Here is a 14859-nt window from a genome sequence, read left to right as displayed (position 1 = left end):
AATGAGGAAGCCCACAGCGCGAGGTCCGCTGAGCAGCGCAGTATTAGCGAACCTTGCCGGAACGCCGCAGGACCAGTTGGCGGAAGCGCTGCCGCTCCCCGGCCCGGATGCCTGGCCGGAACCGGAAGATTTTGTGTACGACGGCGACGTGCAGCTTGCGCTGTTCTGCCTCTATGAGCTGCATTACGGGGGCCTGGACGGCGTCGACGACGGCTGGGAATGGCACCCGGAGCTGATCCGGGCGCGGACCGGCCTCGAGCGCAGCTTCGAGGGGGCCCTGCGCCGGATGGCTGACGTGCCGTCGCTGCCCGAGCCCGCTGCGGAGCCCGTGGCCGCAGGGCTGTTCGCCCTCACCGCGGACGACGGCGGTCCGAGCCTGTCGCGGTACGTCGCCAAGGAGGCAACCGGCGAGCAGCTGCGCGAGTTCCTGATCCTCCGTTCGATCTACCAGCTCAAGGAGGCGGACCCGCACAGCTGGGCGATCCCGCGCCTGGACGGACGGGCCAAAGCGGCGCTGGTGGAGATCCAGTCGGACGAATATGGCGGCGGCCGGCCCGAGCGCATGCACTCGGGGCTGTTTGCCAGGGCAATGCGTGGAGCAGGGCTGGACGATGCCTACGGTGCCTATGTAGATGCCGTCCCTGCCGTGACCCTCGCGGCGGTCAACATGATGTCGCTGTTCGGCCTCAACCGGCGGCTCCGCGGAGCGATCGTGGGGCATCTGGCCGCGTACGAGATGACGTCGTCGATCCCCAACAAGCTGTACAGCCGCGGGTTCCGCCGGCTGGGCTACGGAGCGGACGTCCGCGACTACTTCGACGAGCACGTCGAGGCGGACGCCGTGCACGAACAGATTGCGGGGCGCGACATGGCAGGAGGGCTCGCCAAAGCGGAGCCCGCGCTGCTGGCGGACATCTTCTTCGGCGCTGCCGCCGCGCTCGCGGTGGACGCACTCGCCGGCCGGCACCAGCTGGAGGCCTGGCAGGCGGGGCGGTCGGCGCTCCTGGTCCCCGCCGAAGCCCCGGCATGACGGCCTCGCCGGACCTGGCGGAGGCGGAGTACATCCTGCCGCTGCGCTGGTCCGAGGACAGCAGGCTCGAAGAGCTGACCGAGTACCTCCGGGTGCTTTCCGGCTGGATCCGCGTCACCGTGGTGGACGGCTCGCCGCCGGAGGTGTTCGAGGCACACCGGCGTGCCTGGCAGGGCCTGGTCCGGCACATCCGTCCGGAACCGGGTATCGGCCGGAACGGCAAGGCGGCCGGCGTTATTACCGGAGTGCGCAGCAGCGGGAGCGAGTTCCTGGTCCTGGCGGACGACGACGTCCGGTACACGCTGCCCGGACTGCGCCGGTTGGTGGCCCTCCTCGGGGACGCAGAGCTCGTGCGGCCGCAGAACTACTTCCTCCAGTGGCCATGGCACGCCCGATGGGACACCGCGCGGTCGCTGCTCAACCGGGCCTTCGGCTCCGACTATCCCGGGACGCTCGGCGTCCGGCGGAGCATACTGGAGGCCGCCGGCGGCTACGACGCCGATGTCCTGTTCGAGAACCTGGAGCTGATCCGCACGATCGAGGCCGCAGGCGGGCGGCAGATCCGGGCCGACGGCCTGTACGTCGGGAGAATCCCGCCCGCATCGGCGCACTTCCGCGGGCAGCGGGTCCGGCAGGCCTACGACAGCTTTGCGCAGCCGGCAAGGCTTGCCGCCGAACTGTCGCTGCTGCCGCTGTTGTGCTGGGCGGCGCGCCGGCCCGCGCGGCTGGTCGCGGTGCTTGCCGCCTCGGTCGCCTTGGCCGAGGCCGGGCGGCGGCGGCACGGCGGCGCCGCGGTCTTCCCGCCGGGTTCGGCACTGTGGGCGCCCTGCTGGGTGCTCGAGCGCGCGGTCTGCAGCTGGCTGGCCGTCGGGCTGCGGTTGGCCGGCGGGGTGCACTATGCCGGCGGGCGGATTCCACGGGCCGGGACATCGGCCCGGCAATTGCGACGGCGACATCGGACGCAGGCCGCCGCTGCACCGGTCCAACGACGAGGAGGCCAGCAAGCATGGCTGTAAGAGCAACGAACCCCGAACCCGCTGCGGCAGCGGAGCAACCGGAGGAAGCCGAAGCAAACCCGGGGCTGCCCGCCGCCGGGCAGCCGCCGGAAGAGCCGGCCGGCGAACCGCGCCGCGGGCCGGCGGCAGCGACGCTGGTGGCCTGCCCGAACGGACCGCTGCTGTTGCGCGGAGACGTCGAGATCCTGACGGAAACCGGGGAACCGGTGCCGCGCCTGCGCCGGACCGTGGCCCTGTGCCGCTGCGGCGCGTCCTCCATCAAGCCCTACTGCGACGGCACGCACAAGCTCACCGGCTTCACCACCGGGCCGACGCCGACTGCGGCCGGCCCGGCACAGGACGGCTGAGCGTCCCGCCGGCGCCCAAGGTCAGGCGTTGGTGACCAGGCCCAGTTCCGTCTTGGAGGCCAGCGACGGGTGCTGCGGCAGGACCCGGACCGTGTAGCCGAAGGAACCCGAGCGGTCGATCTGGACCTCCCCGGAGAACAGGAAGCGGCCGTCGCCGAGGTCTTCCTTCAGCATGAGCTGGTCGAACGAGGTATCGAGGAGCTCATCGCCTTCGCTGACCTTGCCGTGCGCGATTTCCACGCAGACGTCTTCGGGGGCCAGGGAACCGAGCTGGATGAACGCGCTGACCCGCACGAGGTCGCCGATCTGCGGGTCGTCCTGCATGCCGAGCGAGTCCACATGCTCGACGGCAACGTCCTTCCACGCATGGTGGACCCGCGTCGTCCAGCCCGCAAGGTTCCGCGCCGCCGCGAATTTGTTGTTCCTGATTGCGCGGCCGGACATGGAGGCCGGCGTATACAGCTGGCGCACGTAGTCCTCGACCATCCGTTCGGCCGAAACGGCCGGCCCCAGGTTCGCCAAGGTGTGCCGGATCATGGCAATCCACTGATGCGGCAGCTGGTCGTCCGTCGCCAGCGGCTCGGACGGCCCGGCGGCGCCCGCGCCCTCGGCTGCTTCGTCCGCGTAGAAGCGCGGCGCCACATGGTTCTCCAGCAGGCCGTACAGCGCCGAGGCCTCGATGTCGTCCCGCTCGTCGGCGGTGAACAGCGAATCGGCCCCGCTCGCGGTCGACGGGTTGGCGGTCGGGATCGCCCAGCCGTTGTCGCCGTCGTACATTTCGTCCCACCAGCCGTCCAGCACGGATAGGTTGAGGCCGCCGTTGATGGCCGCCTTCATGCCTGAGGTGCCGCAGGCCTCCAGCGGACGCAGCGGGTTGTTCAGCCAGACGTCGCAGCCCGGGAACAGCGTGCGGGCCATGGCAATGTCGTAGTTCGGCAGGAAGACGATCCGGTGGCGGATCTCCGGGTCGTCCGTGAAGCGCACCAGGTCCTGGATCATGCGCTTGCCCTGCTCGTCCGCCGGATGCGACTTGCCGGCGATGACCAGCTGGATCGGATGCTCCGGATGCAGCAGCAGCGCCTTCAGCCGCGCGGGATCCCGCAGCATCAAGGTCAGGCGCTTGTACGTGGGGACGCGGCGGGCAAAGCCGATGGTCAGGACGTCCGGGTCCAGCACATGGTCGGTCCACGCGAGCTCCGCGTCGGTCGCCCCGCGCTTCTTCCAGGAGGAACGCAGCCGGCGCCGGACATCCTCGATCAGGTTGCCGCGCAGCTCACGCCGCAGCTGCCAGATTTCGGCGTCGGAGACGTCGTAGACCTTGTCCCACTGCCGCTCCCGGACGCTGCCGTTGCCGAACTTGGCCAGCGCCAGTTCGGCGATGCGCGGATCCACCCAGGTCGGCACGTGGACGCCGTTGGTGACGGAGGTGATGGGTACCTCGTTGGTGTCGAAGCCCGGCCACAGCCCCGAGAACATGCCGCGCGAGACGACGCCATGCAGCTTGGCCACGCCGTTGGCCCGCTGCGCCAGCCGCAGGCCCATCACGGCCATGTTGAACTTGATCGGATCCCCGCCGCTGTAGTTCTCTTCGCCGAGCGCCAGGATCTTGTCGATGGGAACGTTCGGTGCCAGCCCAGCCCGGAAGAAGTGCCCCACCTGCAGCCGCTCGAAGCGGTCGATGCCGGCCGGCACGGGAGTGTGCGTGGTGAACACCGTGTTGGCCCGGCCCGCAGCGAGGGCTTCGTCCCAGGTGAGCCCCTCGTCCATGAGTTCGCGGATGCGTTCGATGCCGAGGAAGCCGGCGTGGCCCTCATTCGTGTGGAAGACCTCGGGAGCGGGGCAGCCGGTCAGCCGCTGGAAGATGCGCAGCGCCTTGACGCCGCCCATGCCGAGCAGGAGCTCCTGCTGCAGACGGTGGTCGCCGCCGCCGCCGTAGAGCCGGTCGGTGATGTGCCGGGCAGCCTCGTCGTTGCCGGCCACGTTCGAGTCCAGGAGCAGCAGCGGAACGCGTCCGACGTCGGCGCGCCAGATGTGCGCGAGCAGGCGGCGGTCGTTGGGGAGCGGCAGTTCCACCTGTGCCGGGGTCCCGTCCGCCTCGCGGAGCAGCGAGAGGGGAAGCCCGTCCGGGTCCAGCACAGGGTAGGTTTCCTGCTGCCAGCCGTCGCGGCTCAGGGATTGCTTGAAGTAGCCGGCGGCGTACAGCAGCCCGACGCCGACCAGCGGTACGCCCAGGTCGGACGCTGCCTTGAGGTGGTCGCCCGCGAGGATGCCCAGGCCGCCGGAATACTGCGGCAGCACAGACGTGATGCCGTACTCGGGGGAGAAATAGGCGATGGAGGTCGGCGCATCGGGGCCCAGGCTCTGGTACCAGCGGCTGCCGGTCAGATAGCGGTCCAGGTCCTGGCTCACCTCGCGGACCCGCGCGACCAGGTCCTCGTCAGCCGCGAGCGCCTGCAGCTGCTCGCGGCTGAAGGAGCCGAGCAGGGCCACCGGATCGTGGCTCTGCCGCCACAGCTTGGGATCGAGGCGCTCGAATAGCTGCTGGGTTGGCCGATGCCAGGACCAGCGCAAATTGCTCGCGAGCCGCGCCAGCGGCTGGATGCGCTCGGGAAGTACAGTGCGGACGGTGAACCTGCGGATTGCCTTCACCCGGCCTACGGTAGCGCAGATCACGGCGGTGCATGGTTTCGAATTTGTAAACGCGAAGCGAACGCGTCGTTTTTGTTCCGGCTTCCGGCTTGGCCTTAGCAAACGGCCCTTTTTGTCGCTAACGTCTAGCGTGTGAGCACATTCACCGAGGATCCGCGCCCAGCCCCGTCCCAGGCCCACCTGCGTTTCGGCAGGATTCCGATCACCGATGTCGCCCCGGTGATCGAAAGCGGCCGTTTTCCGGCCAAGGCGATCGAGGGCGAAGACATCCCCGTTGCCGCCACGGTCTTCCGCGAGGGCCACGACCGGATCGGCGTCACGGTTGTCCTTTATGACCCGGACTCCAATGAGGTGCAGCGCCGCCAGTTGGATCCGCCCGCCAAGGGCCTGGACCGCTGGCACGGCGTCGTCCGCCCCGGTGCCCCGGGACTCTGGAGCTTCGCGATCGAAGGCTGGGCGGACCTGTACGCCACTTGGCACCATAATGCCGAGGTCAAGATAGCCGCCGGCGTGGACGTAGACCTGATGCTGGCCGAGGGCGTCCACCTGTTCAACGAAGCCGCGGCACAGGAGGGGAGGCCGGCGGACAACGCCGAAGTGCTGCGCCAGGCGGCCGGCATCCTCGCGGACGGCGGCCGTTCGGTGGAGGAACGACTGGCCGCAGGCGGCTCGCATGAGGTGCTTTCCGCGGTCCGCAGCCATCCCATCCGCAGCCTCGTCACGACGTCGGAAAAGTACCCCCTGCTGGTGGAACGCGAGCGGGCCGGGCGCGGCGCCTGGTACGAGTTCTTCCCGCGCTCCGAAGGCGCGGTCTTCGACCACGTCGCGAACACCTGGACGTCGGGTAACTTTACGACGGCGGCGCGCCGCCTTCCGGCCGTTGCCGCCATGGGCTTCGACGTCATTTACCTGCCGCCGATCCACCCCATCGGTTTCACCAACCGCAAAGGACCGAACAACACCCTGCATGCGGGTCCGATGGATCCGGGTTCGCCGTGGGCCATCGGCGCCGCATCCGGCGGCCACGACGCCATCCACCCGGACCTGGGCAACTTCGACGATTTCGATGCCTTCGTCGCGGCCGCCGCGTCGAACGGCCTCGAAGTGGCGCTGGACCTGGCGCTCCAGGCTGCGCCGGACCACCCATGGGCTACCGAACACCCGGAATGGTTCACGACCCGGCTGGACGGCACCATCGCCTACGCGGAGAACCCGCCGAAGAAGTACCAGGACATCTATCCGCTCAACTTCGACAACGATCCGGACGGCCTCTCGGAGGAAGTGCTGCGCATTGTCCGGCTGTGGATCAGCCACGGCGTGAAGATCTTCCGCGTGGATAACCCGCACACCAAGCCGGTCTGGTTCTGGGAATGGCTGATCGGAGAGGTCAACCGCACCGATCCGGACGTCGTTTTCCTCGCCGAGGCCTTCACGCGGCCCGCGATGATGCACGCGTTGGGCCGCGCCGGTTTCCAGCAGTCCTACAGCTACTTCACGTGGCGCAACACAAAGCAGGAGATCGAGGAGTACTTCACCGAGGTCAGCCACGAAAGCGCCGATTACTTCCGGCCGAACTTCTTCGTGAACACCCCGGACATCCTCACCGAGTACCTGCAGTATGGGGGACCGGCCGCGTTCAAGATCCGCGCCGTGCTGGCCGCGACCGGCAGCCCGCTGTGGGGCGTCTATGCCGGTTATGAACTGTGCGAGCACGTCGCCCGGCCCGGTGCCGAGGAGTACATCGACAACGAGAAGTACGAGTACAAGGCCCGCGACTTCGCCGCCGCCGAGGCCGAAGGCCGCTCGCTCTCGCCCTACCTGACCAGGCTCAACGGGATCCGCCGGTCCCACCCCGCCCTCGGCGAACTGCGGAACCTGACCGTCCACAGCAGTACGGACGACGCGACCGTGGTCTACTCCAAGCACAAGGAGGAACTGCCGGGCGGGGGCAAGGACACGATCATCGTCGTCGTCAACGTGGACCCGCACAGCGCCCGCGAATCCACGGTCAGCCTGGACCTGGGCGCGCTTGGCCTCGACCCGCAGGACCTGGGCGATGACGGCCTCTTCTGGGTGGATGACCTGATCAGCGGCGAGAGCTGGCGCTGGGGCGAGCACAACTACGTCCGCCTGGATTCCTACCATGAGCCCGCCCACATCCTGCATATCCGGAGGAGCCGCTAGTGGCCAATCCGTTCCAACTGCACGCACCCGGCCTGGCCCATGACCCGCACTGGTACCGCAAAGCGGTCTTCTACGAAGTGCTGGTCCGCGGGTTTGCCGATGCGAACGGGGACGGATCCGGCGATTTCTCGGGCCTGATCGAGAAGCTCGACTACCTGCAGTGGCTGGGCATCGATTGCCTGTGGATCCCGCCGTTCTTCAAGTCGCCGCTGCGCGACGGCGGCTACGACATCGCGGATTACTACGATGTGCTGGACGAGTTCGGGACGATCAGCGACTTCAAGCGGCTCGTGGCCGAAGCCCACGCCCGGGGCGTGCGCGTCATCATCGATCTTCCGCTCAACCACACCTCGGACCAGCACCACTGGTTCGAGGCTTCGCGGCGGGAACCGGAAGGCCCGTTCGGCGACTTCTACGTCTGGAGCGACACGGACGAGAAGTACCAGGACGCGCGCATCATCTTCGTCGACACCGAGGAATCGAACTGGACGTTCGACCCGATCCGGCGCCAGTTCTTCTGGCACCGCTTCTTCAGCCACCAGCCGGACCTGAACTACGAGAACCCCAAGGTCATCGAGGCGGTTTTCGACGTGGTCAGGTTCTGGCTGGACCAGGGGATCGACGGCTTCCGGGCCGATGCAATTCCGTACCTGTTCGAGGAGGACGGCACCAACTGCGAGAACCTGCCCGCGACGCACCGGTTCCTGCAGGACCTGCGCGCCATGGTGGATGCCGAATACCCCGGCCGCGTCATCATCGCCGAGGCGAACCAGATGCCGAACGAAGTGGTCGAGTACTTCGGGCAGCGGGACGAGGCGGATGGCTTTATTCCGGAATGCCACATGTGCTTCCACTTCCCGATCATGCCCCGGCTCTTCTACGCACTGCGGGACCAGAAGGCCGCGCCGATCATCCGGACCATGGAGGAAACGCCCGAGATCCCCGCAGGGGCGCAGTGGGGTACCTTCCTGCGGAACCACGACGAGCTAACACTCGAGATGGTGACTAACGAGGAGCGGGAGGCCATGCTCGGCTGGTATGCCCCGGACTCCCGGATGCGCGCGAACATCGGCATCCGGCGGAGGCTGGCGCCGCTGCTGGACAATTCCCGCGCCGAACTGGAACTCATCCACGCGTTGCTGCTGTCCCTACCGGGCTCCCCGTTCCTGTACTACGGGGACGAGATCGGGATGGGCGACAACATCTGGCTGGACGACCGTGACGCCTCAAGGACGCCCATGCAGTGGAACCCGGACCGCAACGCCGGCTTCTCCACCGCGGACCCCGGCAAGCTCTACCTTCCGGTGGTCCAGTCGCTCGTCTACAACTACAACTACGTCAACGTCGAAGCCCAGCTGGCGCACAGCAGTTCCCTCCTCCACTGGGTCCGGCAGATGCTCGCGGTCCGCAAGTCGCATCCTGCCTTCGGCCTCGGCACCTACCGCAACGTGCCGACCGAGGCGGAAACGGTGCTGGCGTTCCTCCGGGAAATTCCGCCGGATGATCCCTCGGGCGCGGAACCCGAGGCCCTGCTCTGCATCTTCAACCTTTCCCAGCACCCGGTCGCGGCGCCGCTGCGGCTGCCCCAGTTCGCCGGACGCGGCCTCCGCGATCTTTTCGGCGGCCTGCCGTTCCCCGTCCTCGATGACGCCGGCCAGGTGACATTGACCCTGGGAAGCCACGATTTTTTTTGGCTGCGCATCCGCTCAGCCCGATCCAATCCGGCATCGCCGGTGACCGAAGCCATCCCCGTGATCACTCCGGTGAGCACCCGAACAGAGGTGGAATCCCCGTGAAGACTCCCGTAATGACGCTGCCCGAACTGCTGCGCGACTGGCTGCCCGGCCAGCGCTGGTTCCCCGCGCAAGGCAAGGACATCTCGCTCAAGCGCCTCGGCGGGGTGCGGCTGCAGGACCCAAGCGGCGAGGCCGGCCTTGAAGTGCACATTGCCGCCGTCGAGACCGACGAAAACTCCCTCGTCGTCAACGTCCCGGTCAGCATCCGCACGCGCCCCCTCGAAGGCGGGGACCAGGCGCTGATCGGCAAGCTCGGGCCGGACGCCGAACACGTCGACGAGCGCTGGGTCTACGACGGCACCCACGACCCGGTCTTCATCGCGGCCTGGCTGGAGCTGATGAGGGCGGAGTCGGAGACTTCCGACGGCCGGACCCGGGGCCACGCCGGCGCCGGCTTCGCCGACCGCCAGCCTTTCACGCCGCCGCTCGACGCCTCGGTGCTGACCGGCGAACAGTCCAACACCTCCGTCGTCGTCAAGCGCGGCAATGAAGCCCTGATCGTCAAGTTCTTCCGCGTGCTCGAAGCCGGACCCAACCCTGATGTGGAGATCGGCGCGGTCCTCAGCGAAACGGGGGCCCGCGAAGTGCCGGCCACGTACGGCTGGGTCACCGGCGGCTGGCTGACTCCCGGGCAGGACGACTCGTCCGAGGCCGACGAACTGTGGGACTCCGGGCACCTGAGCGTGCTCCGCGAGTACATCAGCAACAGCGAAGACGCCTGGCGCAGTGCCTCAGCGGCGGCCCTGGCCAACACCGACTACTCCCGCGAGGCGGAGGAACTGGGCCGCACCACCGCGCGGATCCACCGCCGGCTGCGGGACGGATTCGGCGGCCACCAGGCCACGGACGAGGAGTTCGCGGTCCTGGTGGGCGACCTGCAGGAGCGGATCCGCTGGGGCTGGCAGCAGGCGGCCGCCGAAGTCGGTCCGTACAACGACACCGTGGAGGACCTGCTGACCCGGCTCGCCGAACTGAAGGACCGGCCGGAAGTGCAGCGCATCCACGCGGATTACCATCTGGGCCAGGTACTGCACTCCGCCGAGCGCGGGTGGGTCGTGCTGGACTTCGAGGGCGAGCCGCTGAGGCCGCTGAGCAGCCGCGGCGCCGATGACCTGGTGCTGCGGGACGTGGTCGGCATGCTTCGGTCCTTCGACTACGCCGGTGGCGTGGCCGTCACCTCGGCCAGCGGCGCTGGGGCGGCGGAGACGGAAGCCGCCGCGGAGCGCTGGGTCGATGCAGCCACCCGGGCCTTCACCGCAGGTTACGAGAGCGAATCGGGCATGCAGGTGGACAGCGGCTCCCCGTTGTTCGTCGGTCTGTGGCTGGACAAGGCGCTGTACGAAGTCGTGTATGAGCAGCGGAACCGTCCCCAGTGGCTTAACGTGCCGGTCAAGGCCGTGCGCCGCGGCCTGGAGCAGCTCCGCGGCGGAACCAGCGGGACGGCAGGCCGGACCGACGGGCCGAAGCATGCCGCCGAACCCGCCGCGGCGTCCCTCCCACTCGCGGAGACCTCCGCCCTCGCTGGCGATCCCGTGCCCGTCGACGCACACGTCCTCGCCGCCGTCGCGCATGGAAGCTATTACCAGCCGCACGCCGTGCTGGGCGCGCATCTCGACGACCATGGCAATGTCACTGTCCGGACGCTGCGGCCGCTGGCCGATTCGGTCACGCTGGTCACCCCGACCGTGCGCGTGCCGATGAGGCATGAACAGGACGGCATTTGGGTCGCCACGCTGCCCGCCGAACGCGCCGGCCATGTTCCGGACTACCGGCTGCAGGTCGCCTACAGCGGCGGCGCCCCCGAGATCGTGGACGATCCGTACCACTACCTGCCGACTGTCGGCGAGATCGACCTGCACCTGATCGGCGAGGGCCGGCACGAAACGCTCTGGACCGTCCTGGGATCCCACGTGCGGCACTACACCTCCACACTCGGCGAGGTGACCGGGACGAGCTTTGCGGTGTGGGCGCCCAATGCCCAGGCCGTTCGTGTAAAGGGCGATTTCAACGGCTGGAACGGAACCGTCCACGGCATGCGCTCCATGGGCGGATCGGGCGTATGGGAACTGTTCATTCCGGGCGTCGCCTCCGGCAGCATCTATAAGTACGAACTGCTCGGCCGCGACGGCCACTGGCACGAAAAGGCGGACCCGCTGGCCCGCTGGACCGAAGTGCCTCCGCTGACCGGCTCCCGCGTGGTGGATTCGCGCTACAACTTCACGGATTCGGAATGGATGGCGCGCCGCGCGGCCCGGGATCCGCACAACTCGCCGATGAGCGTCTATGAGGTCCATCTCGGCTCCTGGCGGCTCGGGCTGGACTACCGCGACCTGGCCGAAGAGCTGGTCGACTATGTCCGGTGGCACGGCTTCACGCACGTCGAGTTCATGCCCGTGGCGGAGCACCCGTTCGGCGGGTCCTGGGGCTACCAGGTCACTTCGTACTACGCGCCGACCTCGCGGTTCGGCCACCCCGACGACTTCAAGTACCTGGTGGACAAGCTGCACGCCGCCGGGATCGGCGTCATCGTCGACTGGGTGCCTGCGCACTTCCCCAAGGACAGCTGGGCTCTCGCCCGGTTCGACGGGGAACCGCTGTACGAACACTCGGACCCGCGGCTGGGCGAGCACCCGGACTGGGGCACGCTCATCTTCGACTTCGGCCGCACGGAGGTGCGCAACTTCCTGGTCGCCAACGCGCTGTACTGGCTCGAGGAGTTCCATATCGACGGGCTGCGGGTCGACGCGGTCGCCTCGATGCTCTACCGCGACTACTCGCGCAAGGAAGGCGAATGGTTCCCGAACGTCCATGGCGGCCGGGAGAACCTGGAGGCGATCTCGTTCCTGCAGGAAGTCAACGCCACGGCGTACAAGCGCGTTCCGGGCATCGTTACCATTGCGGAAGAGTCCACGGCGTTCGACGGCGTGACCCGGCCAACCAGCGCCGGCGGCCTCGGTTTCGGGCTGAAGTGGAACATGGGCTGGATGCACGACACCCTCGAGTACATCGCCGAGGACCCGATGTACCGCGTCTACCACCACAACAAGGCCACCTTCTCGATGGTCTACGCCTACACGGAGAACTTCCTGCTGCCGATCAGCCACGACGAGGTCGTGCACGGCAAGGGCTCGATGCTCCGCAAGATGCCGGGGGACCGCTGGAAGCAGCTGGCCAACCTCCGTGCGTACCTGGCGTTCCAGTGGGCCCATCCTGGTAAGCAGCTGATCTTCATGGGCACGGAATTCGGCCAGGAATCCGAGTGGTCGGAACAGCACGGGCTGGACTGGTGGCTCGCGGAAAACGTGCCGCACAAGGGCCTGCAGAAGCTGGTCCGCCAGCTGAACACGCTCTACACCGGGACCCCCGCCCTGTACGAGCGGGACAACGAGCCCGCGGGCTTCCAATGGATCGATGAGAACGACGGCACCCGCAACACCCTCTCGTTCATCCGCTGGGACACCCACGGGAACCCGCTGGTCTGCGTCGTCAACTTCGCCGGACATCCTCATGAGAGCTTCCGCCTCGGGCTGCCGTGGGCCGGCAGCTGGAGCGAGGTGCTCAATACCGACGACGAGGAGTACGGCGGGTCCGGGGTCGGCAACCCGGGGAATATCGAAGGCATCGAGGGTGCCTGGAACGGACATCCGGCCTCCGCGGTTGTCAACGTTCCGCCGCTCGGCGCGATCTACCTCAAGCCCACCCCGCAGGCCTGACCCCGGGTCGATACGACCCACGGGCCAAGCCTGGGATGCTCGGGCCGGCGGGGCCCAAAAAGCCCCGTCGGCCCGTCGTTTGGCGGCGAAACAGGCAGGCCTTGCCGAGGCACGCCACCCGGAATTTACATTCCCGTAACCGAGGTGTATAGTTTTTATCGCGCTGAACGGAACGTTGACAGCCCCAATCCCGCATGTAGCACCGATCGGAGATCGGCTGGTACGAAGCGGGGCGGGACGATTTGACAGGAACGGGAAGCGCGGGTAAGTTAGAAAAGTTGCTCCGGAGCGATGCGGGGGCCCTTGAGGGGTTGTCGTTGGTGCCGGGTGCTCCTGTTGTTTGAGAACTCAATAGTGTGCCAAGTTTGTTGATACCAATTTTTTTGTTGGTTGAGATTGTGTCGTGGTGTGCCACCCCCGTGGTGTGCTGCGATGTTTTTCAGTCTGGATTTGAATTTTGTGCATGCCCGGCCGGCTAATTTTCCTTGGCTGGCGGGTGTGTGTCTGTTGGAACATTAACGGAGAGTTTGATCCTGGCTCAGGACGAACGCTGGCGGCGTGCTTAACACATGCAAGTCGAACGATGATCCGGTGCTTGCGCCGGGGATTAGTGGCGAACGGGTGAGTAACACGTGAGTAACCTGCCCTTGACTCTGGGATAAGCCTGGGAAACCGGGTCTAATACCGGATATGACTTCCTGCCGCATGGTGGGGGGTGGAAAGATTTTTTGGTTTTGGATGGACTCGCGGCCTATCAGCTTGTTGGTGGGGTAATGGCCTACCAAGGCGACGACGGGTAGCCGGCCTGAGAGGGTGACCGGCCACACTGGGACTGAGACACGGCCCAGACTCCTACGGGAGGCAGCAGTGGGGAATATTGCACAATGGGCGCAAGCCTGATGCAGCGACGCCGCGTGAGGGATGACGGCCTTCGGGTTGTAAACCTCTTTCAGCAGGGAAGAAGCGGAAGTGACGGTACCTGCAGAAGAAGCGCCGGCTAACTACGTGCCAGCAGCCGCGGTAATACGTAGGGCGCAAGCGTTGTCCGGAATTATTGGGCGTAAAGAGCTCGTAGGCGGTTTGTCGCGTCTGCTGTGAAAGCCCGGGGCTCAACCCCGGGTCTGCAGTGGGTACGGGCAGACTGGAGTGCAGTAGGGGAGACTGGAATTCCTGGTGTAGCGGTGAAATGCGCAGATATCAGGAGGAACACCGATGGCGAAGGCAGGTCTCTGGGCTGTAACTGACGCTGAGGAGCGAAAGCATGGGGAGCGAACAGGATTAGATACCCTGGTAGTCCATGCCGTAAACGTTGGGCACTAGGTGTGGGGGACATTCCACGTTTTCCGCGCCGTAGCTAACGCATTAAGTGCCCCGCCTGGGGAGTACGGCCGCAAGGCTAAAACTCAAAGGAATTGACGGGGGCCCGCACAAGCGGCGGAGCATGCGGATTAATTCGATGCAACGCGAAGAACCTTACCAAGGCTTGACATGGGCCGGATCGCCGCAGAAATGCGGTTTCCCTTCGGGGCCGGTTCACAGGTGGTGCATGGTTGTCGTCAGCTCGTGTCGTGAGATGTTGGGTTAAGTCCCGCAACGAGCGCAACCCTCGTTCTATGTTGCCAGCGGTTCGGCCGGGGACTCATAGGAGACTGCCGGGGTCAACTCGGAGGAAGGTGGGGACGACGTCAAATCATCATGCCCCTTATGTCTTGGGCTTCACGCATGCTACAATGGCCGGTACAAAGGGTTGCGATACTGTGAGGTGGAGCTAATCCCAAAAAGCCGGTCTCAGTTCGGATTGAGGTCTGCAACTCGACCTCATGAAGTCGGAGTCGCTAGTAATCGCAGATCAGCAACGCTGCGGTGAATACGTTCCCGGGCCTTGTACACACCGCCCGTCAAGTCACGAAAGTTGGTAACACCCGAAGCCGGTGGCCTAACCCGTTTGGGAGGGAGCCGTCGAAGGTGGGACCGGCGATTGGGACTAAGTCGTAACAAGGTAGCCGTACCGGAAGGTGCGGCTGGATCACCTCCTTTCTAAGGAGCGCCTCGAACCGTTTTGCGCGGCCTTCCAGTGTGTTGGTTGCGGGGGTTCGCAGGAGAGCCCGTTGCGGATGCGTTTGT

General features: G+C 66.6%; 7 protein-coding genes and 1 rRNA gene. 7 read left to right on the top strand and 1 reads right to left on the bottom strand.

Features of this window, described 5'->3' with window-relative positions; genetic code table 11:
• Position 1 precedes the first annotated feature (1 nt).
• Genes AHIS1636_RS16110 through AHIS1636_RS20395 form a run of 3 tightly spaced genes read left to right on the top strand, consistent with a single transcriptional unit; the run spans position 2 to position 2393 of the window.
• Positions 2–1030: an iron-containing redox enzyme family protein gene (locus AHIS1636_RS16110; RefSeq protein ID WP_264796861.1), complete on the top strand. Its 1029-nt coding sequence runs from the start codon at positions 2–4 to the stop codon at positions 1028–1030.
• The gene (locus tag AHIS1636_RS16105; protein ID WP_264796860.1) at positions 1027–2046 is read left to right on the top strand and encodes a glycosyltransferase family 2 protein; all 1020 of its coding nucleotides are present in this window, start codon (positions 1027–1029) and stop codon (positions 2044–2046) included. The genes AHIS1636_RS16110 and AHIS1636_RS16105 overlap by 4 nt, the downstream gene beginning before the upstream one ends.
• A complete protein-coding gene (locus AHIS1636_RS20395) occupies positions 2037–2393 on the top strand; it encodes a CDGSH iron-sulfur domain-containing protein (RefSeq protein WP_309298621.1) in 357 nt (118 codons plus the stop codon). The genes AHIS1636_RS16105 and AHIS1636_RS20395 overlap by 10 nt, the downstream gene beginning before the upstream one ends.
• A gap of 21 nt (positions 2394–2414) precedes the next feature.
• Here the strand turns inward: AHIS1636_RS20395 and glgP are convergent, their stop codons facing one another.
• Positions 2415–5042 (bottom strand): alpha-glucan family phosphorylase, encoded by a 2628-nt coding sequence (gene glgP / locus AHIS1636_RS16095; protein WP_264796859.1) that lies wholly within the window; start codon positions 5040–5042, stop codon positions 2415–2417.
• Positions 5043–5174: 132 nt separating this feature from the next.
• Between glgP and AHIS1636_RS16090 the strand changes: the two genes are divergently transcribed.
• The 4 genes from AHIS1636_RS16090 to AHIS1636_RS16075 all read left to right on the top strand — a co-directional run bounded on the left by AHIS1636_RS16090 (position 5175) and on the right by AHIS1636_RS16075 (position 14772).
• Entirely contained in the window at positions 5175–7226 is a 2052-nt protein-coding gene (locus tag AHIS1636_RS16090) for an alpha-1,4-glucan--maltose-1-phosphate maltosyltransferase (RefSeq protein ID WP_264796858.1), read from the top strand.
• The gene (gene treS / locus AHIS1636_RS16085; RefSeq protein WP_264796857.1) at positions 7226–9022 is read left to right on the top strand and encodes a maltose alpha-D-glucosyltransferase; all 1797 of its coding nucleotides are present in this window, start codon (positions 7226–7228) and stop codon (positions 9020–9022) included. Before AHIS1636_RS16090 ends, treS begins: the two co-directional genes overlap by 1 nt.
• A gap of 11 nt (positions 9023–9033) precedes the next feature.
• Complete coding sequence (glgB, locus tag AHIS1636_RS16080; RefSeq protein ID WP_264796899.1) at positions 9034–12735, top strand: 1,4-alpha-glucan branching protein GlgB; 3702 nt, start codon at positions 9034–9036, stop codon at positions 12733–12735.
• A 515-nt stretch (positions 12736–13250) separates the two neighbouring features.
• Positions 13251–14772 (top strand): 16S ribosomal RNA (locus tag AHIS1636_RS16075).
• The last annotated feature ends 87 nt before the right edge of the window (positions 14773–14859 follow it).

It is taken from the genome of Arthrobacter mangrovi (assembly GCF_026011795.1).
In the GTDB taxonomy this organism is placed as follows: domain Bacteria; phylum Actinomycetota; class Actinomycetes; order Actinomycetales; family Micrococcaceae; genus Crystallibacter; species Crystallibacter mangrovi.
The sequence above is the reverse complement of the archived record's forward strand: the minus strand, read 5'-3'. Positions and strand labels throughout refer to the sequence as shown.

What these genes read in the sequence shown, in the direction of transcription:
- AHIS1636_RS16110 (WP_264796861.1), top strand. Translation starts at nt 2, where the DNA reads ATGAGGAAGCCCACAGCGCGAGGTCCGCTGAGCAGCGCAGTATTAGCG.
- AHIS1636_RS16105 (WP_264796860.1), top strand. Translation starts at nt 1,027, where the DNA reads ATGACGGCCTCGCCGGACCTGGCGGAGGCGGAGTACATCCTGCCGCTG.
- AHIS1636_RS20395 (WP_309298621.1), top strand. Translation starts at nt 2,037, where the DNA reads ATGGCTGTAAGAGCAACGAACCCCGAACCCGCTGCGGCAGCGGAGCAA.
- glgB (WP_264796899.1), top strand. Translation starts at nt 9,034, where the DNA reads ATGACGCTGCCCGAACTGCTGCGCGACTGGCTGCCCGGCCAGCGCTGG.